The organism is Bradyrhizobium sp. UFLA03-84 (assembly GCF_002289535.1).
GTDB lineage: Bacteria > Pseudomonadota > Alphaproteobacteria > Rhizobiales > Xanthobacteraceae > Bradyrhizobium > Bradyrhizobium viridifuturi.
The window spans coordinates 20,199-37,889 of record NZ_NSJY01000003.1; the positions used below are offsets into that span (position 1 = coordinate 20,199).

A 17,691-nucleotide genomic window follows, 5' to 3' on the forward strand; every position below is an offset into this window, starting at 1 on the left:
GGACCTTCGCGGCCTCCTCCGCCTTCATCTCCTCGAGCAGTCCGTCGAGGCGGTTGAAGCTCTCGTCCCAGAAACGGCGGAAATTCCCGAGCCAGCCATCGACCTGCTTGAACGAGTCGGGCGCGATGCGGCACGGCCGCCACTGCGCCTCGCGCCCGCGCGAGATCAGGCCGGCATGCTCCAGCACCTTCAGATGCTTGGAGATCGCCGGCAGGCTCATGTCGAACGGCTCTGCCAACTCCATCACCGAGGTCTCGCCGAGTGCGAGCCGCGCCAGGATCGCGCGCCGGGTCGGATCGGCCAGCGCCGCGAAGGTCGAACTGAGGGGGTCCAGCGGCATATACTTAGCTCATTGGTTAAATAACCTATAGGTTAAGTACGCCCAAACGCGCTCCGCGTCAACGGCCAATTTTGGCCGCCGACGCGGGCGCGAGCCGACTACGATTTGCGCGCGAAGGTGATGTGGGTGGCGTTCGGGCTCGCGACGTGTGAGACGACGGCATAGCCGAGCGCGGGCAGATCGAGCCCTGCGAACAGATTCTCGCCGGCGCCGAGCAGCACCGGCGACAGCGCCAGCTGCACTTCGTCGAGCAAGCGTGCCTCTAGGAATTGGCGCACCAGCGACACGCCGCCGCCGACCCGGATGTCCTTGTCCCCGGCAACGGCACGCGCGCGCTCGAGCGCGGCGTGAATGCCTGACGTCACGAAGTGAAACGTGGTGCCGCCTTCCATCTCGATGTCGGGCCGCGCGTGATGGGTCAGCACGTAGGTCGGCGTGTGATACGGCGGGTTGTCGCCCCACCAGCCTTTCCAGGCATGATCCGGCCACGGCCCGCGGATCGGACCGAACATATTCCGCCCGAGGATCCAGGCGCCGATATTCTCCATCGCCTTGCGCGCGATCTCGTCATCGAGGCCGGTGCTGCCGCCGTCCTGGCCGAATGTCTGGCGGAACGTCCGGGTCTGGAGGAACCAGCCGGGCAACACCATGCCGCCTTCGCCGAATGGATTTTCGAGACTCTGACGCGGTGCTGCGCCAAATCCGTCGATCGAGACCGAGAATGCTGAAGTCCTGACTTTTCCCATGATGTTCCGTTTCCGTGAGTGGGGAGACCTTACGGAAGACGGGTCGGAAAACCAGCACCCGACATTTGCTGCTGAAGATTTTTGTCGCCTCTAATTGGCCCGGCACATCAGGTCGATGGCCCCCTTCACGATCGCCTCGAGTTCCCGGCGCGGCACGCGGGCGCGGGCGCGGATCGCGATGGTGTGGATGGTGGCGGATGCAAGGTGCGCCAGCGCCGCCGGGTCGGCGCCATCAGGCAGCTCGCCGCGCTCCTTGGCATGGCGGAAGCAGATGCCGAACGCCTTGTCGAGTTCGGTCAGACCCTCCAGCACCATGGCGCGGATATCTGGATCCGACACCGCCTCCGACGCAGCCGTCATCACCGTGAAGCAACCGCGCGGGCCGGACTCGCCGGAGAGATAGATGTCGAGCGCGATGCGATAGATGCGTTCCAGCCGCTCGCGCAGCGGTGCATCGGCGCGGAAGATGTCGACCATCGCGGCGCGCGCGTCGTCGCGATAGCGCCGGTAGCTCTTGATGTAGAGTTCGCGCTTGTCGCCGAACGCGCCATAGAGGCTCGGCCGGTTCATGCCAGTCGCTGCACTCAGATCATCGAGCGAGGTCGCGGCAAAACCGTCGCGCCTGAACAGGTCGAGTGCCTTGCCGAGCGCGACCTCGGGCTCATAGGCGCGCGGCCGCCCGCGCCGCTTCGGCGCGACGGGCGCTGCAATTTTGGCAGCAGATGGCGGCTTCTTACTTTTTTGTACCATTTCGCATTAAATTCCTTGACCGGACAAATATTATCCAGGACAGTACAAAAATCAACAACGGCCGGGACACCCGCGCCGGACACCGCCAAGGAGGCACCCCATGGACCTTTATTTCTCGCCGCTCGCCTGCTCGATGGCGACCCGCGTCGCGCTCTATGAAGCGGGCCAGCCGGCCAACTACCTCGAAGTCGATCCGAAGACCAAGCAGGTGCGCAACGACGGCTCCGACTTCAACAAGGTCAACCCGCTTGGCCTGGTGCCGACGCTGCGCACCGACGACGGCGTGGTGCTGACCGAGAACGCCGCGATCCTGCAATATGTCGCCGACCAGTTTCCGCGGGCCGGCCTCGGCACAGCGTCGAACGCCGAGCGCTCGAAGCTGCATCAATGGCTGTGCTTCATCGGCACCGAACTGCACAAGGGCCTGTTCCTGCCGCTGCTCGACAAGAAGGCGCCGCCGGAGGCCAAGACCTACGCGCTGGAAAAATACGTCTCGCGGCTCGACCATGTCGAGGATCATCTGAAGGGTCGCGACTATCTGCTCGACCACTTCAGCGTCGCCGACGCCTATCTCGTCACGGTCATCAACTGGACCATGGCGACACCGCCGATCGAGCTCGCGAAATGGCCGGCGCTGAAGGCCTACTACGAACGCCTGCGGTCGCGGCCCTCGGTCGCGAAGGCGGTGGCGGAAGAATTCGAGCTCTACAAGGCCGAGATCGCCCGCCACAAGGCGGCGGCGTAAGCTTCTCCTTCTCCCCGCTTGCGGAGAGAAGGTTGGATGAGGGGGAGTTTCCGCGAGGTCGCTAAGAGACGAACTCGCGGAGACTCCCCGTCACCCGGATCGCATCTGACGATGCGATCCGACCTCTCCCCGCAGGCGGGGCGAGGTGAAGTATCGCCGTAGGCTGCGCGCCGCGGTCAGCATCCCCGGCAAATCGAAAGCTTGCGCGTATCGAGCTCTCCAGCGGCAGGTTGCCCCTGCCCTGCGGGCCGTTCCATAAAGACCGGCTGGAAGTGCTTCCATTGATCGTAATATTCGGCCGGCAAAGTGAACGGCTGGCAGTCAGTGATCGCTCGCAGCGCACTCGCTTGATAGGCTCGCGCATAATCTGACGCAGCCGGCTTACTCCCCGGCAACACCTCGGGTTGCCCATCCAGTTTACCCTCTCGCGTCAGCTTGACCACGAACTCAACCTTCATGCTCGCGGCCTCGTCACCGACGCGTACAGGCTTCCTCCAACACCTCTCGACCTGATGCCTGAACATCGGTCCCCAGGTGTCGGGCCCGCGCATCTCACTTTTCGCCGCGCTTGGCTGAATTGGAATGGCTAAGAAAGCGCTCGCGAGGAGGAAGCCCGTGAACACAAGGGCTGTAGAACGTTCAATTGACATGGAATGAGTCCGGCAGACGCGTTGAGGTTGCAATCGCCGAATAAACCGATCGTGATCGAGACTTGCAAACGCTTTCGATCGGCCGGGCAATATCCCGTAGCCCGGATGAAGCGCAGCGCAATCCGGGAGCGGTGCGATCGCTCACCAGGGCGTCGGGACGACAACTAAAACGGACTATCCCCCAACCCCGGCACATCGGCCGGCCGCGGGCCGGGCGCGGGCCAGTGGAAGCGGCGGTCCTTCTCCGAGATCGCGATGTCGTTGATCGAGGCCTCGCGGCGACGCATCAGGCCGTGCTCGTCGAACTCCCACTGCTCATTGCCGTAGGAGCGAAACCAGTTGCCGCTGGCATCGTGCCATTCGTACTGGAAGCGCACCGCGATGCGGTTGCCGTCGAACGCCCAGAGATCCTTGATCAGGCGGTACTCCTGCTCCTTTTCCCATTTGCGGGTCAGGAAGGCCACGATCGCATCGCGCCCCTGAAACACCTCTGAGCGATTGCGCCAGCGGCTGTCCTCGGTGTAGGCGCCGGCAACCCGAACCGGGTCGCGCGAATTCCAGGCATCTTCCGCCATGCGCGCCTTCTGCGCGGCGGTCTCACGGGTAAAGGGCGGCAGTGGCGGGCGTGACATCGGCGATCCCTCCTTGTTGGCAGCGCAAATCTATCGCGACGCGACAGAGAGTCGATGGGGCGTTCGCTATCGCCCGATAGTTAGGCCAAATCAGCCTTCATCAACGCTCGAATGGATTTCGGGATCGGCTGCGCACGGCCGCCGCTGACGAAGGCAACGCGGACCTGCGCCTTCACAAGCACGTCATCACCGCGCCGGACCTCCTGCGCCAGCATGATGGAGGCGCCCTTCACCGCGATCGGCCAGGTCACAACATCGAGCATGTCGTCCATCCGCGCGGGCTTGAGGAAGTCCAGCGTCATCGAGCGCACCACGAAGGCGAAGCCGCCGGTCTCCTCCTGCGCCTCCTCGAACAGCGCATTCTGTTCGGCGCCCATCAATCGGAGATGATTGGTGCGCCCGCGTTCCATGAACCGCAGGTAATTGGCGTGGTAGACGATGCCGGAAAAGTCGGTGTCTTCATAATAGACCCGGACCTGCATATGGTGCCGGCCGTCGCGGATCGCGCCGTCGATATGGGGTAAGGTCAATTGCGGCCCCTCGATTGAGGTCGTTTGAGCATGATCTCTTCGGAAGCTTTTCCGGATCAGGCTCTGGAACAACAATCGTGTTGCGCAAATTCCTCGATCACGCAAGCGCGATCAGGACACCACAGGTCCCTTTGCACCCAGCGTCACCTGCACGATCTCGGGCGGCACGCCGAGGCGGAACGGCATGACGCTGCAGCCGAGGCCGCCGGAGACGACGACGTCGCATTTCAGCTTGATATGGCCATAGGCGAGCCGCATGCCGTGCTTGACGGGCACCGCCGGCGACCAGCCGAGCAGCCGGATCTGACCGCCATGGGTGTGGCCGGACAGTTGCAGTGCGACGCGCGAGGGCACGCGCAGCGCAACATCGGGCTCGTGCGCCAGCAGGATCACCGGCGCATCGTCGGTGACTTTCGCGAGCGTCCCGTTGAGATCGTCGACGCCGATGCGCCTGATCTCGCGATAGCGCCGCGCCGCCATGAAGGCGAGTTGGTCGCCGAGACCGGCGAGCCAGAACGGACGGCCGTCCTTGACGAGCCGCACCGCGTCGTTCTCGTAGACCGGGATTCCTGCGCGCTCCAGGGCGCGACGCGCGACCGGTGTACCCTGCCCCTGCCGCTGCACCGTCTTGTCTTCCCAGTAATCGTGATTGCCGAGCACCGCGTGCACGCCGAGCGGCGCCTTCAGGCCCTTGAGCACCGCGGCCCATTCGGACGCCGGAATGAAGCGCGTGACGTGGCGCAGCCCCGCGACATAGTCGCCGAGCAGCACGATGATGTCGGCATTGAGCGCGTTGGTCCGCTCGACGATCTCCGAGATGCGGTCGAGCGACATCCAGGGATCGCAGGCGTGGATGTCGGCGAGCGCGGCGATCCTGAGCGGAAAGTCCGAAGGCCATTGCCGCGGTGACAGATCGTAGCGCGTCAGCGCGAGCCGGACGACCGGCTCGCTGACGCCGTAGGCTGCGGTCGAAGCGGAGGCGGCGGTCAATCCGCCGAAGCCGCGAAGAAAATGACGACGTGAGATCATGGACGTGTGATCGGTGATGCCTGAACGACCATAGGCCCGTTGATTGGAGCGAAATTGGGCCGCGTTTGTGCAAACGGCCTGCAGACGCTACGCAATGGTTAGCACGCAAGGTTACCGGCCCGCGCGATGCGCTGCATCAACACGTCTATTCACGTCTTCGAGAGCGCTGGCCTAGTCGTCGTCGCCGTTACCGCCGAACAAGCCGAACTGCGAGGGATCACGGTTCGGCTCGGCGAGGCCGAGATGGCGGAAGGCATGCGAGGTCAGGAGCCGGCCGCGCGGCGTGCGCTGCAGATAGCCGCACTGGATCAGATAGGGCTCGATGATGTCCTCGATTGCATCCCGCGGCTCCGACAATGCCGCCGCCATGGTCTCGACGCCGACCGGCCCGCCGCCATAGTTCAGGGCGATGGTGGTGAGATAACGCCGGTCCATCGCATCGAGCCCGGCGCTATCGACCTCGAGCGCACTCAGCGCCCGGTCGGCAATGCCGCGATCGACGGAATCGGCGTCCGCCGCGGAGGCAAAGTCGCGCACCCGGCGCAGCAGGCGGCCGGCGATGCGCGGCGTGCCGCGGGCGCGGCGCGCGATCTCGTTGGCGCCGTCCGGGCTCATGCCGATGTTGAGCACGCGGGCGCCGCGGGTGACGATCTTCTCCAGCTCTTCCACGGTGTAGAAGTTGAGCCGGACCGGAATGCCGAAGCGGTCGCGCAGCGGATTGGTGAGCAGGCCGGCGCGCGTGGTCGCCCCGACCAGCGTGAACTTCGACAGCTCGATCTTCACCGAGCGTGCCGCGGGGCCTTCGCCGATGATCAAATCGAGCTGGAAATCCTCCATCGCGGGATAGAGCACCTCTTCCACCGCCGGGCTCAGGCGATGGATCTCGTCGATGAACAGCACGTCGCGCTCTTCCAGATTGGTCAGCAGCGCCGCGAGGTCGCCGGCCTTCGCAATCACCGGACCGGAGGTGGCGCGGAAGCCGACGCCGAGCTCGCGCGCGACGATCTGCGCCAGTGTGGTCTTGCCGAGGCCGGGGGGACCGACGAACAGCACGTGATCGAGCGCCTCGCCGCGCTTCTTGGCGGCCTCGATGAAGATCGAGAGATTCTTGCGCGCCTGGGCCTGGCCGACAAACTCCGTCAGCGACTGCGGACGCAGCGCGGTGTCACCGACATCGTCGGAGCGGCGTTCGGGCGTCACGATGCGCGAGGGCGTGTTCACTTCGACAATTCCTTAAGCCCCAGCCGGATCAGCTGCGCGGTCTCGGCGCTCTCACCGGCGCTGCGCGACGCGGCGGCGATGGCGGCGGCGGCCTGCGGCTGGCCGTAGCCGAGATTGACCAGCGCGGAGATCGCATCCGTCACCGGGCGCGGCGCGCGGTTGTTGTCGATCGCGCCCGAGAGCTGCACCACCGCGGGATCGACATCGGCAAAGCCCGGCGCCTTGTCCTTCAATTCGCTGACGATGCGCTCGGCGACCTTTGGCCCAACCCCCGGCGTGCGCGCCACCGCCGCCTTGTCGCGCAGCGCGATGGCATTGGCGAGATCGGTCGGCGGCAGCGTGCCGAGCACCGCGAGCGCGACCTTGGCGCCGACGCCCTGCACGGTCTGCAGCAGGCGAAACCACTCGCGCTCGTGATCACTGCGGAAGCCGAACAGCTTGATCGCGTCCTCACGGACATAGGTCTCGATCGAGAGCACGGCCGCTCCGCCCGGCGACGGCAAGGCCTGTAGCGTGCGACCCGCGCAATGCACCTGATAGCCGACGCCGCCGACGTCGAGGATCACGTAATCCTCGCCGTAGGAATCGATCAGCCCCTTCAGCTTGCCGATCATAGGTTCGCCACCCTGAGCCGCAGCGCCGCGCTCTGGCGGTGATGCGCGTGGGTGATCGCGATCGCGAGTGCATCCGCGGCATCCGCGGACGGCGGCTCGGCTTTCGGCAGCAGGATCTTCAGCATCACCTGGATCTGGTTCTTCTCGGCATGCCCGGCGCCGACCACGGTCTTCTTGACCTGGTTCGGCGCGTATTCGGCGACCGAGATACCGAACATTGCGGGCGCCAGCATGGCGACGCCGCGGGCCTGGCCGAGCTTCAGCGTGGCAACGCCGTCCTTGTTGACGAAGGTCTGCTCGACCGCGGCCTCTGCCGGCCTGAAGTCGCCGAGCACGGCGGCAAGCCCTTCATGGATCGCGAGCAGCCGGCTTGCCAGCGGCAGATCATCCGGCGGCTCGACCGAGCCGCAGCCGATATAGACCAGGCGGTTGCCTTCGGTCTCGATCACGCCCCAGCCGGTGCGGCGGAGACCCGGATCGATACCGATGATGCGGACGGGAGAGCGAATCGGCTGGGCTGTCATGGGGTAGTGATACCGCCTGCCCGGCGAGAACGAAACACAAACGGAGGCTCATCCCCTGCTCCGCTTGTCATCGCACCGTGCTGGTCATCCAGCCCTACTCGTCATCCCCCGCGAAAGCGGGGGATCCAGTACGCCGCGGCTTCTCGGATCAAACACCGGCCTCTGGAATACTGAATCGCCCGGTCGAGCCGGGCGATGACACCAGAGCTTGAGCCGATGACAGAGGCTCTTACCCGCCCATCTTGGCGATCAGCGCGTCAGAGACCTCGAAATTGGCGAACACGTTCTGAACGTCATCGTGCTCGTTGAGCAGGTCCATCAGCTTCAAAAGCTTCTCGCCGGTCTCGTCGTCGACCGAGACGGTGTTCTGCGGCTTCCAGGTCAGCGCCGCCTTGCGCGGCTCGCCGAACTTCGCCTCCAGCGCCTTTGCCACTTCGCGGAAGGTATCCTGCGAGGCGTAGACCTCGTGGCCGCTTTCGCTGGAGACGACGTCGTCGGCGCCGGCCTCGATCGCGGCGTCCAGCATCGCGTCGTCGGAGGCGACCTTGGCGTCGTATTCGATGATGCCGGTGCGATCGAACATGAAGGCGACCGAGCCGGTTTCGCCGAGATTGCCGCCGGACTTGGTGAAGAACGAGCGGATGTCGGAGGCGGCGCGGTTGCGGTTGTCGGTCAGCGCCTCGACGATGACGGCGACGCCGCCGGGGCCATAACCCTCGTAGCGGATCTCGTCATAGTTCTCGCCCTCATTGCCCGCGGCCTTCTTGATGGCGCGGTCGATATTGTCCTTGGGCATGTTCTCGGCGCGGGCGGCGACCACGGCGGCACGCAGCCGCGGGTTCATCGCCGGGTCCGGGGTGCCGAGCTTGGCCGCCACGGTGATTTCGCGGGCCAGCTTGCCGAAAAGCTTCGACTTCTGAGCATCCTGCCGGCCCTTGCGGTGCATGATGTTCTTGAATTGGGAATGGCCGGCCATGCGACGTCTCTTTGGAGCTTAGGGTCTGAACAGGGATGGAAAACGCGGCCTTATAGGCCCCTTGCGGTCAAAATCAAAGGATCGGCGGGGCCCTCCGGCTTGGGAATACTACCGCAAGCCGGAATATGAGGCACTTGTTAACCATGACTTCATGCCCCGATGCGAGGATCGCCGCCGTCCCGCCGTAACTTTCCCAGAGCCCCCGGAACTCCCATGGCGTTCGGTTTGTTTCGAAAGCAAGTGCCGGAGCCGGCTGCGCCGGCCGTCGCGCCGCAGGTTCCAGCCGCGGTTGCCGAGCTTGAGATCTCCACCGAGGCTGATTCGGCCAAGGAGATTCTGGAGCTGCTGGAACTTGAGCTCGGTGCAATGATCCGCCAGCTTGAGCGCGCCGCAAGCTCGGTCGCCGACGGCGCCGAGGCGACGGCAACAAGGCTCGCGACCATCCGCGCCCGAACCGATGCTCTGGCCGGCCGCAGCAGCGACGCGCAGAGCACCGCGACGACATTCTCCGAAGCCGCCGACCGCTTCACCCATTCAGCCGAAGGCATCGGCGCGCAGGTGCGCAGCGCCAGCCAGCTCGCCGACGACGCCGCGGCCGCAGCGCGCGAGGCCACCGCCAATGTCGATCGCTTGCGCGAATCCTCGGCCGCGATCGGCAATGTCGTCAACCTGATCGCGCAGATCGCGCGGCAGACCACGCTGCTGGCGCTCAATTCCACGATCGAGGCGGCACGCGCCGGCGCCGCCGGCAAGGGCTTTGCGGTAGTCGCGACCGAGGTCAAGGCGCTGGCGGTGCAGACCCAGGGCGCGACCGAGGAGATCACCAGGAAGATCGAGGCGTTGCAGAAGGACGCCACCGGATCGGCCGACGCCGTCCACCGGATCTCGGAGGCGATCGAAAAGATCCGCCCGGTGTTCGAGAACGTCAACGGCGCGGTGGCCGAGCAGAACCAGATCACCGGCGAGATGGGCCAGAACGCAGCCTCCGCCTCGCACTTCATCGTCTCGGTTGGCACCAGCGCCGGCGAGATCGACAGTGCGACGCGCGAAGCCGCCGCGCATGGCGCCGATGTCGCGAAGGCCGGCAAGGCGGTCACTGCGTTTGCCCAGAAGCTGAAGGCGCGCTGTGCGGTGCTGCTGCGCCAGGACGAGCGCGGCGATCCGCGCAAGAACGAGCGGCTGCCTTGCAGCCTCAGGATCGAGATCACGACCGCGCGCGGCGTCATTAACGCACCCGTCTACGAGCTGGCGATGGACGGCATCCTGATCGGCGGGCCCGATGCCGAAAAGCTGCCGGCGCAAGAGACCCTGAGCGCGACCTTGCAGGATATTGGCGCGTGCCGGATCAGGACCGGCGATCGCTCCAAGGCCGGCTGCCAGGCACGGTTCGAGGCGTCGACCGCTGAATTGCGCGAAAAGATCGAAGACCGGATGTGGGCGATCCACGAGGAGAACGCCGAACTCATCACCCGCGCGATGGAAGCAGGCGCCGAGCTGAACAAGATCTTCGAGAACGGACTGGCGAACGGCGCCATCACGATCGCGGACATGCTCGACACCGACTATGTCGAGATCCCCGACACCAATCCGGTGCAGTATCGCACCAGGATGCTGGATTGGGCGGATCGCGCGCTGCCCGCCCTGCTCGAGGCGTTCCTCGCCAGGGACAAGCGCCTGGCGTTCTGCGCAACGGTCGATCGCAACGGCTACCTGCCGGTCCACAACAAGATCTACTCGCATCCGCAGCGGCCGGGCGACGTCGCCTACAACACCGCCAATTGCCGTAATCGCCGCATCTTCAACGATCCCGCGGGCCTCGCCGCCGCGCACAATGAGCGCGCCTACCTGGTGCAAAGCTACGCGCGCGACATGGGCAACGGCACCACCGTGATGATGCGCGAGATCGACGTGCCGATCCGCGTGCGCGGCCGGCACTGGGGCGCTTTCCGCACCGCCTACAAGCTTTGATCGGAGTTCCCGTAGCCCGGATGCGGCGAAGCGTCATCCGGGTACGCAGTGCACGCTCAGGCAAGACGGCCTTCGCGAATCACGCTCTAGATCGGAATGGGGAATGCTCCGGCGGCTCGACGGGCCGCCGTGACTGGAGGAAGTGCTGATATGTCGGCTGCGCAGCTTGCAGTGCTGGATACGTCATCGAACCGGACGCTGGCCGAACGGCTGGTCGACCAGCTCGCCGACCGCATCGGCGGCCTCGGCGTGGAACTTGCCGACATTGCCGGCAACGTCCAGGAGGTCGCCAACCGCGTCACCAACCAGTCGGAGCGGTTCCATCATTTGCAGGAGACCGCCGAGATCATGGTCTCGGCCAATCATGACATCGCTAATGCGTCGCAGGCGGTGCAGTCGACCGCATCCGCCGCGGCCGGCCAGATCGCGGAATCGCGCAACGTGGTCGAGACGGCGGTCAGCCACATCGCCGAGCTCGTCGCAGCGGTCGGACGGATCGAGGCGCGGCTCGCCGCGGTCGGCTCGGCGTTGAGCCAGGTCGCCAAGGTGTCCGGCTCGATCGAGGCGATCGCCAAGCAGACCAACCTTTTGGCGCTGAACGCCACGATCGAGGCCGCGCGCGCCGGCGATGCCGGCCGCGGCTTTGCGGTGGTCGCAAGCGAGGTGAAGAACCTCGCCGAGGCGACCCGCCAGGCGACGCACCAGATTTCCGACACCGTGCGCGATCTCGACGGCCAGATCGGCAGCCTGATCGGCGAGAGCGGCGATGCCTCGCTGCGCGCCAAGAGCGCCGGTGAAGGCGCCCAGCAGATCTCGGGCATCATCGCGCGCGTGCAGGAGGGCTTCTCATCCGTCGGCGCCGAGATCGGCAACGTGGCGCGCGCCGCGACCTCCAATCTCGGTCATTGCGACACCGTGATCGCGGAGCTGAACGAGCTTGCCAAGGGCGTCGACCTGTCCTCGCGCGACCTCAAGCACGCCGACGGCCGCGTGGCGAAGCTGCTCGAGCTCTCCGAGAGTCTGATCGTGACGATCGCCGACAGCGGCGTGGAAACCAGCGATGCGCCACTGATCCGCGTCGTGATCGAGACTGCGAAGCAGATCTCCGACCTGTTCGAGAATGCCGTCGCACGCGGCGAGATCACGCTGGCGCAATTGATGGACGAGAAGTATCGCGAGATCGCCGGCACCAATCCGAAGCAGTACCTGACGGATTACGTCAGCTTCACCGACCGCGTGCTGCCGGCGATCCAGGACCCCATCCAGAAGGCCGATCCGCGCATCGTGTTCTGCGTCGCCTGGGCGCGCGGCGGCTACCTACCGACCCACAATCCGAACTACCGGCAGCCGCAGGGACCGGACCCGGTCTGGAACAACGCCAATTGCCGCAACCGCCGGCTGTTCAACGACCGCGCGGTGAGCAAGGTTGCGGCCAACACCAAGCCGTTCCTGCTGCAGACCTACCGCCGCGACATGGGCGGCGGCAATTTCGTGCTGATGAAGGACCTGTCATCGCCGATCTTCGTCGGCGGCCGCCACTGGGGCGCGTTCCGGATGGGCTTCCGCCAGGGCTAGGCCAGCCACCGGCCGGGATGGGGCGCACTGCCAAAAAAATGCAAAACAACCCCATGCAAAGCAAGCCGGCGGCTGTCGGCGCCCGACACTGCGCTTGACACGTCGGGCAACTCAGGAGCATTTTTCCATTATTCCGAAATAATGGACGCTCCTCGTCCCGGCCAGTCGTGAAGTCCGCGGCCTGATGATGACTCAGGTCCAGAACCCCGGCACCGCGGGCTCGAGCCGGCCGCCGGCGCGCACCGGCGCGACCTTGACCGCAAGCCCGGTCGCATCGTCGGTCTCGACCGCGATGCCGCTGAGCGTCGCAACGCCGCCTGCCGGTTCGAAACGGCCGGAGGGAATGCCGGTGATGAAGCGCTGCAGCGGCTCCTCCTTCTGCATGCCGATCACCGAATCATAGTCGCCGGTCATGCCGGCATCGCTCATATAGGCGGTGCCGCCGGGCAGCACCTGGTGATCGGCGGTCGGCACATGGGTATGGGTCCCGACCACGAGGCTGACGCGGCCGTCGCAGAAGAAGCCGACGCCCTGCTTCTCGCTGGTCGCCTCGGCATGGAAATCGAGCACGATGGCATCTGCGCCTTCGCGCAACGGGCAGGCCTCGAGCTCGCGATCGATCGCGCTGAACGGATCGTTGGACGACGGCTCCATGAACACGCGGCCGATCGCATTGAGCACGAGCGCGCGCTGGCCGTTCTTGGTGTCGACCAGCGTGGCGCCGCGGCCGGGCGAGTGGCGCGGGAAATTCAGCGGGCGGATCAGTCGCGGCGCGCGCTCGATGAAGACCAGCGCCTCCTTCTGATTCCAGGCGTGGTTGCCGAGCGTGATCGCGTCGGCGCCGGCATCGACGAGCTCCTGATAGATCGCCTCGGTGATGCCGAAGCCACCTGCGGAATTCTCGCCATTGACGACGACGAGGTCGAGCGACCAGTCCCTGATCATGCCGGGAAGATGGTCTGAGATGGCGGTGCGGCCGGTCCTGCCGACGACGTCACCAACGAAGAGGATACGCAAGGCTAGCTACTCCGGAAATCGAACGTCTTGCGCTCCGTTAGCACATAATCGAGCGGGACGTCGTGCGACAGCGCCGGGATAGCCTTGGTTTCCTGTGCAGCAAAGGCAATTCCCACGCCGATCACATGCTTGGCCTTGCGCAGATGCGCAAAGGTATAGTCGTAATAGCCGGCACCGTAACCGATGCGGTGGCCGAGCTTATCGAATGCGGCGAGCGGCACCAGCATCACGTCCGGATGCACCTCGGCCGCCGCCGGCGACGGCTCGGGAATGCCGAGCGGCCCGAGCATCAGCCGGTCCTGCGGCGACCAGCTGCGGAAGGTCAGCGACTGACCGCGGGCATTGATGCAGGGCAGCGCGAGCCGCGCGCCCTTGTCGGCAAGCTTCTTCATCAGCGGCGCCGGATCGAGCTCGCTGCGGATCGGCGCATAACCGGAGATGATCATGCCCTGCGTGATCTCGAACGGCGCGCCGCGCTTGGCGAGCGCTTCCGCAGCCGTCGCGCGCTGCTCGTCGCTCAGCGCGTCGCGCTTGGCGAGGGCGAGCGCCCGAAGCTCGGCCTTCGATGGAGATGCGTGCATGATCCATCTTCCGCTGTCGTCGTCCGCGACAACGGACGATCCATCATTCAGAGACGCTCGCATTCAAAGGGCCAGGCCGCGGCGCACTGGACGCCCTGCTTCGCAGGGGACAGCGCTGCACCACAATCGAACCGCCGCCGCGCGACGACCAGGCAACAGCAAAAATAGTGCGAAGCCGCAGAGGCCGTTGGAGCGCTCGATCCCGGAGTTCCCTACGAAAGTAGGTGGGCACCATATGTCCGGGTCCACGGACCCGGCCAGGGACAGTTCCCTAAAGGATCGATAAGGCCCCGGGGATATATGGCTCCTGACGCACGACGCAGCTTCGCGGGGGCTAATCTAGCTATCGTTGGCCAAATCCGCCAGCGGTAAGGACGACGCAGAGCTCCTGCTCCTCTTCATTGTCCACCTGAGAGCATCTGCGGGGGCGCGCCGCCAAAATATCGAAAACAACCCCATGCAAAGCGGCGGCGGGGGCCGACGTTCGACCAAACGACTTGACGCGTCGGGCAACTCACCGATACTCTTCCGGTATTCCGAAATCCGGCAGGCGGCACTCCCCCCAAGGGGCGCGCATGGCATTTGCATGCTTCTGCAACCGACGTTTCCACGTCGTCATAGCCGGCAGCCATATGCGATAGTCCTGCCCTCCGAGGGAGGGGGGAGCAAGATCACCCGATCGCGATGCCGCCGCCGATGGTGCGGTTGAGCACCTGCGTGGTGCGCTCGATCCGCTCGGCAGCGGCGTTGAGCGCGTTGGAGACCGCGGCCTGGGTCGCGCGGGCGCGATCGGTGGCGGCGGTGCGGGCATTGCGCAGCTGCTCGATCTCTTCCTCGAGGCTGCGAATGCGCGCGCTCGCATCGACCAACTCGTCGCAGGCGGTCAGCGCCGCCATCACGGTGAGCCTCGCATCGCCGATCTCGCCGAACTTGCCGCGCAGTGATTCGACGCGCTGCTGCAGATTCTCCGCGAGCTTCAGCAGCCGCACCTCCTGGCCCTCCTCGCAGGCCATCCGGTATTGCCGGCCATTGATGGTGACGTTGATGTGGCTCATCTACCCTCTCCGCCCTCGAGCACGGCGCGAATGGTGCCGATCGCCGCGTCGAGCTTTTCTGCGATGTCGCGATTGACGCGCTCGAGCCTGCGCGTCTTCACCAGCGATCCGTCGAGTTCGTCGGCAAGCCGCGAGCGATCGGCGCCGAGCGCCTGGATCCTGCTCGCCAATTCGTTCTCGTCGCGGTCGGCCTCGCGGCGCCGCTCCACCGAGCTTTCCAGCGCATCAAGTGCTGCCATCAGCCGCTTGGTCGCAGCATCGATATCGGCAAGCGGTGCCTCGGTATTGCCAGACCCGTTGGCGAGACGATCACTCATGACACGCGGCGTGGACCCCTCAATTAGGCCTGCTGGAGATGGCTGCCGCACGGCAAAACTGGCGGTTCGGCAAGCGTTTACGGGACGAAATTTACGTGGCGAGCGAGCGAAGCGCAACGGCGGCGCAGAACTATGCACCGTTCAATGAAATAGGGCCATTTCGAGCAACTTTTCCCCGTTTTGGGGCGTTTCATCGCCTTGGACTTGCGGATTTGAGGTGCTAATCCACCCTCCAACCCGTAAGGCCATCCACGCGCGTATCGCGGCTGCCCGCCCCGATACGTCCAGCAATCAGCTCCTCATTCCAGGCGGACTTTTCATCATGACGCAGGTCGATCACACCCGTATGGCCAATGCGATCCGTGGCCTTGCCATGGACGCCGTCGAGAAGGCGAATTCCGGCCATCCCGGCCTGCCGATGGGCGCCGCCGACATCGCGACCGTGCTGTTCACGAAATTCCTGAAGTTCGATGCCGCCGACACGGCATGGCCCGACCGCGACCGCTTCGTGCTCTCCGCCGGCCACGGCTCGATGCTGCTCTATGCGTTGCTGTACCTCACCGGCAACAAGGATATGACGCTCGACCAGATCAAGCATTTCCGCCAGCTCGGATCGCTGACGCCGGGACACCCGGAGAACTTCCACACCAAGGGCATCGAGACCACCACCGGTCCGCTCGGCCAGGGCATTGCGACCGCGGTCGGCATGGCGCTCGCCGAGAAGATGCTCGCCGCCGAGTTCGGCAAGAAGATCGTCAATCACCACACCTATGTGCTCGCCTCCGACGGCGACCTGATGGAAGGCATCTCGCAGGAAGCGATCGCGCTCGCCGGTGTCTGGCGCCTCAACAAGATGATCGTGCTGTACGACGACAACGGCATCTCGATCGACGGCCCGACCTCGATCGCCGATTCCGTCGACCAGGTGAAGCGCTTCAAGTCCGCCGGCTGGGCCGCCGAATTGATCGACGGCCATGATCCGGAGGCGATCACCGCTGCGATCACCCGCGCGCAGAAATCCAGCAAGCCTTCGCTGATCGCCTGCAAGACCACGATCGGCTTCGGCGCACCGACCAGGGCCGGCACCGCCAAGGCGCATGGCGAGGCGCTCGGCGCCGCTGAGCTGAAGGGCGCCAAGGAGAGGCTCGGCATCTCGCTCGAGCCGTTCTCGGTGCCGGACGACGTGCTGAAGGCCTGGCGCGAGGCGGGCAGCCGCGGCGCCGCCGAGCACAAGACGTGGGACGAGCAGTTCGCGCAGCTCGGCAACCGCAAGCGCGCCGAGTTCGAGCGCCGCATCCGTCACGAGCGGCCGCAAGCGCTCGCCAAGGGTTTGCGCGCCTTCAAGAAGGGTCTCCTGGAAAATCCGCTCAACGTCGCGACCCGCAAGTCGTCGGAAGCTGCGATCGAAGTGATCGCGGCTGCGATGCCGATGGAGTTCGTCGCCGGCTCCGCCGACCTCACCGGCTCCAACAACAACAAGGCGAAGTCGGCGACCGCGTTCGGCGCCAAGACGCCGAAGGGCCGCTTCATCCATTACGGCATCCGCGAGCACGGCATGGCGGCGTGCCTCAACGGCATCTTCCTGCATGGCGGCTTCGCGCCGAACGGCGCCACCTTCCTGGTGTTCACCGATTATGCGCGCGGCGCGATGCGCCTGTCGGCGCTGATGGGCACCGGCGTCGTCTATGTCATGACCCATGACTCGATCGGCCTCGGCGAGGACGGCCCGACCCACCAGCCGGTCGAGCATCTCTCGGCACTGCGCGCGATGCCCAACATGCGCGTGTTCCGTCCCTGCGACGCGGTCGAGACCGCCGAGTGCTGGGAACTGGCGCTCAACCGCGTCGACGGACCGACGGTGCTGGCGCTGACCCGCCAGAACCTGCCGCAGCTCCGCACCACGGCGCCGAACGACAACCCGTGCAGCCACGGCGCGTACGAGCTGGTCGCGGCGCAGGGTGACGCAAAAGTGTCATTGTTCGCCTCCGGTTCCGAGGTCCAGATCGCGGTCGAGGCGCAGAAGCAGCTGGCCGGGCGCGGCATCGCGACGCGGGTCGTCTCGGTCCCGTCGCTGGAATTGCTGCTGGCGCAGCCCGCCGAGCGGCAAAATGCCATTATCGGCAAGGCTCCGGTCAAGATCGCGATCGAGGCCGCAGTGCGCTGGGGCTGGGACGCCGTGATCGGCCACGACGGCGAATTCATCGGCATGCACGGATTCGGCGCCAGCGCCCCCGCGAAGGACCTTTTCCCGCATTTCGGCATTACCGCTGAGGCTGTCGTTAACGCTGCCACCAAGCGCGTCTGACGCTGGGCTGGCACCCGCGGCCCACGGTTGAGCTTGTCGTAAAAAAGGATTACCAAAGCTCCATCTTTTCCGTACGCGCCCGGCCGAACCGGGCGTTCCGCCGTAAAAACCTCGTG

At 65.5% G+C, this 17,691-nt stretch carries 18 protein-coding genes, 1 other RNA gene and 1 pseudogene; 4 read left to right on the forward strand and 16 right to left on the reverse strand.

Features of this window, described 5'->3' with window-relative positions; genetic code table 11:
- Nucleotides 1-13 precede the first annotated feature (13 nt).
- The 3 genes and pseudogenes from CK489_RS42075 to CK489_RS00160 form a co-directional block, all read right to left on the reverse strand.
- Nucleotides 14-340: pseudogene (locus CK489_RS42075) on the reverse strand (ArsR/SmtB family transcription factor); the annotation flags it as partial.
- Nucleotides 341-438: 98 nt separating this feature from the next.
- Entirely contained in the window at nucleotides 439-1,086 is a 648-nt protein-coding gene (locus CK489_RS00155) for a dihydrofolate reductase family protein (protein ID WP_095730874.1), read from the reverse strand.
- Between the two features lie 90 nt (nucleotides 1,087-1,176).
- On the reverse strand, nucleotides 1,177-1,836 hold the full coding sequence (locus CK489_RS00160; RefSeq protein WP_095730875.1) for a TetR/AcrR family transcriptional regulator: 660 nt from the start codon (nucleotides 1,834-1,836) through the stop codon (nucleotides 1,177-1,179).
- A 100-nt stretch (nucleotides 1,837-1,936) separates the two neighbouring features.
- Here CK489_RS00160 and CK489_RS00165 point away from each other — a divergent pair, with 100 nt between their 5' ends.
- A complete protein-coding gene (locus tag CK489_RS00165) occupies nucleotides 1,937-2,581 on the forward strand; it encodes a glutathione binding-like protein (protein ID WP_095730876.1) in 645 nt (214 codons plus the stop codon).
- 176 nt (nucleotides 2,582-2,757) lie between these two features.
- Here CK489_RS00165 and tolA read toward each other — a convergent pair whose 3' ends face one another.
- The 8 genes from tolA to CK489_RS00205 form a co-directional block, all read right to left on the reverse strand.
- Complete coding sequence (gene tolA, locus CK489_RS42830; protein ID WP_050629731.1) at nucleotides 2,758-3,231, reverse strand: cell envelope integrity protein TolA; 474 nt, start codon at nucleotides 3,229-3,231, stop codon at nucleotides 2,758-2,760.
- 164 nt (nucleotides 3,232-3,395) lie between these two features.
- Nucleotides 3,396-3,863 (reverse strand): nuclear transport factor 2 family protein, encoded by a 468-nt coding sequence (locus CK489_RS00175; protein WP_050629732.1) that lies wholly within the window; start codon nucleotides 3,861-3,863, stop codon nucleotides 3,396-3,398.
- An 80-nt stretch (nucleotides 3,864-3,943) separates the two neighbouring features.
- A complete protein-coding gene (gene ybgC, locus CK489_RS00180) occupies nucleotides 3,944-4,345 on the reverse strand; it encodes a tol-pal system-associated acyl-CoA thioesterase (protein WP_430649191.1) in 402 nt (133 codons plus the stop codon).
- A gap of 159 nt (nucleotides 4,346-4,504) precedes the next feature.
- Nucleotides 4,505-5,422, reverse strand: a complete 918-nt coding sequence (locus CK489_RS00185) for a metallophosphoesterase (RefSeq protein WP_095730877.1) — start codon at nucleotides 5,420-5,422, stop codon at nucleotides 4,505-4,507.
- A gap of 171 nt (nucleotides 5,423-5,593) precedes the next feature.
- Entirely contained in the window at nucleotides 5,594-6,643 is a 1,050-nt protein-coding gene (gene ruvB, locus CK489_RS00190; RefSeq protein ID WP_050629735.1) for a Holliday junction branch migration DNA helicase RuvB, read from the reverse strand.
- The gene (gene ruvA, locus CK489_RS00195; protein ID WP_021076496.1) at nucleotides 6,640-7,257 is read right to left on the reverse strand and encodes a Holliday junction branch migration protein RuvA; all 618 of its coding nucleotides are present in this window, start codon (nucleotides 7,255-7,257) and stop codon (nucleotides 6,640-6,642) included. Before ruvA ends, ruvB begins: the two co-directional genes overlap by 4 nt.
- Nucleotides 7,254-7,781 (reverse strand): crossover junction endodeoxyribonuclease RuvC, encoded by a 528-nt coding sequence (gene ruvC / locus CK489_RS00200; protein WP_050419558.1) that lies wholly within the window; start codon nucleotides 7,779-7,781, stop codon nucleotides 7,254-7,256. The genes ruvA and ruvC overlap by 4 nt, the downstream gene beginning before the upstream one ends.
- A 229-nt stretch (nucleotides 7,782-8,010) precedes the next feature.
- Complete coding sequence (locus tag CK489_RS00205; protein ID WP_050629736.1) at nucleotides 8,011-8,757, reverse strand: YebC/PmpR family DNA-binding transcriptional regulator; 747 nt, start codon at nucleotides 8,755-8,757, stop codon at nucleotides 8,011-8,013.
- A gap of 213 nt (nucleotides 8,758-8,970) precedes the next feature.
- Here CK489_RS00205 and CK489_RS00210 point away from each other — a divergent pair, with 213 nt between their 5' ends.
- A complete protein-coding gene (locus tag CK489_RS00210) occupies nucleotides 8,971-10,725 on the forward strand; it encodes a methyl-accepting chemotaxis protein (RefSeq protein ID WP_095730878.1) in 1,755 nt (584 codons plus the stop codon).
- Nucleotides 10,726-10,875: 150 nt separating this feature from the next.
- Nucleotides 10,876-12,300 carry a methyl-accepting chemotaxis protein gene (locus CK489_RS00215; protein WP_095730879.1) on the forward strand — a complete coding sequence of 475 codons (1,425 nt, stop codon included), beginning with the start codon at nucleotides 10,876-10,878 and terminating at the stop codon, nucleotides 12,298-12,300.
- Nucleotides 12,301-12,492: 192 nt separating this feature from the next.
- On the opposite strand, the gene CK489_RS00220 is transcribed toward CK489_RS00215, so the two are convergent.
- From CK489_RS00220 to CK489_RS00240, 5 genes are all read right to left on the reverse strand, one after another.
- Nucleotides 12,493-13,317: a TIGR00282 family metallophosphoesterase gene (locus CK489_RS00220; protein ID WP_095730880.1), complete on the reverse strand. Its 825-nt coding sequence runs from the start codon at nucleotides 13,315-13,317 to the stop codon at nucleotides 12,493-12,495.
- 2 nt (nucleotides 13,318-13,319) lie between these two features.
- Nucleotides 13,320-13,898 carry a 5-formyltetrahydrofolate cyclo-ligase gene (locus CK489_RS00225; protein ID WP_050629738.1) on the reverse strand — a complete coding sequence of 193 codons (579 nt, stop codon included), beginning with the start codon at nucleotides 13,896-13,898 and terminating at the stop codon, nucleotides 13,320-13,322.
- A 168-nt stretch (nucleotides 13,899-14,066) separates the two neighbouring features.
- Nucleotides 14,067-14,227: non-coding RNA, 6S RNA (ssrS, locus tag CK489_RS00230), on the reverse strand.
- Nucleotides 14,228-14,569: 342 nt separating this feature from the next.
- A complete protein-coding gene (locus tag CK489_RS00235; protein WP_050629739.1) occupies nucleotides 14,570-14,953 on the reverse strand; it encodes a cell division protein ZapA in 384 nt (127 codons plus the stop codon).
- On the reverse strand, nucleotides 14,950-15,270 hold the full coding sequence (locus CK489_RS00240) for a DUF4164 domain-containing protein (RefSeq protein ID WP_050629740.1): 321 nt from the start codon (nucleotides 15,268-15,270) through the stop codon (nucleotides 14,950-14,952). Before CK489_RS00240 ends, CK489_RS00235 begins: the two co-directional genes overlap by 4 nt.
- 322 nt (nucleotides 15,271-15,592) lie before the next feature.
- Here CK489_RS00240 and tkt point away from each other — a divergent pair, with 322 nt between their 5' ends.
- Nucleotides 15,593-17,575 carry a transketolase gene (gene tkt, locus CK489_RS00245; RefSeq protein ID WP_095730881.1) on the forward strand — a complete coding sequence of 661 codons (1,983 nt, stop codon included), beginning with the start codon at nucleotides 15,593-15,595 and terminating at the stop codon, nucleotides 17,573-17,575.
- The last annotated feature ends 116 nt before the right edge of the window (nucleotides 17,576-17,691 follow it).

Coding starts and splice junctions, on each gene's coding strand:
- ruvA (WP_021076496.1), bottom strand. CDS start 7,257: ATGATCGGCAAGCTGAAGGGGCTGATCGATTCCTACGGCGAGGATTAC.
- CK489_RS00155 (WP_095730874.1), bottom strand. CDS start 1,086: ATGGGAAAAGTCAGGACTTCAGCATTCTCGGTCTCGATCGACGGATTT.
- CK489_RS00205 (WP_050629736.1), bottom strand. CDS start 8,757: ATGGCCGGCCATTCCCAATTCAAGAACATCATGCACCGCAAGGGCCGG.
- CK489_RS00175 (WP_050629732.1), bottom strand. CDS start 3,863: ATGTCACGCCCGCCACTGCCGCCCTTTACCCGTGAGACCGCCGCGCAG.
- ybgC (WP_430649191.1), bottom strand. CDS start 4,345: ATGCAGGTCCGGGTCTATTATGAAGACACCGACTTTTCCGGCATCGTC.
- tkt (WP_095730881.1), top strand. CDS start 15,593: ATGACGCAGGTCGATCACACCCGTATGGCCAATGCGATCCGTGGCCTT.
- CK489_RS00240 (WP_050629740.1), bottom strand. CDS start 15,270: ATGAGTGATCGTCTCGCCAACGGGTCTGGCAATACCGAGGCACCGCTT.
- CK489_RS00165 (WP_095730876.1), top strand. CDS start 1,937: ATGGACCTTTATTTCTCGCCGCTCGCCTGCTCGATGGCGACCCGCGTC.
- tolA (WP_050629731.1), bottom strand. CDS start 3,231: ATGTCAATTGAACGTTCTACAGCCCTTGTGTTCACGGGCTTCCTCCTC.
- CK489_RS00185 (WP_095730877.1), bottom strand. CDS start 5,422: ATGATCTCACGTCGTCATTTTCTTCGCGGCTTCGGCGGATTGACCGCC.
- ruvC (WP_050419558.1), bottom strand. CDS start 7,781: ATGACAGCCCAGCCGATTCGCTCTCCCGTCCGCATCATCGGTATCGAT.
- CK489_RS00210 (WP_095730878.1), top strand. CDS start 8,971: ATGGCGTTCGGTTTGTTTCGAAAGCAAGTGCCGGAGCCGGCTGCGCCG.
- CK489_RS00215 (WP_095730879.1), top strand. CDS start 10,876: ATGTCGGCTGCGCAGCTTGCAGTGCTGGATACGTCATCGAACCGGACG.
- CK489_RS00160 (WP_095730875.1), bottom strand. CDS start 1,836: ATGGTACAAAAAAGTAAGAAGCCGCCATCTGCTGCCAAAATTGCAGCG.
- CK489_RS00225 (WP_050629738.1), bottom strand. CDS start 13,898: ATGCACGCATCTCCATCGAAGGCCGAGCTTCGGGCGCTCGCCCTCGCC.
- CK489_RS00235 (WP_050629739.1), bottom strand. CDS start 14,953: ATGAGCCACATCAACGTCACCATCAATGGCCGGCAATACCGGATGGCC.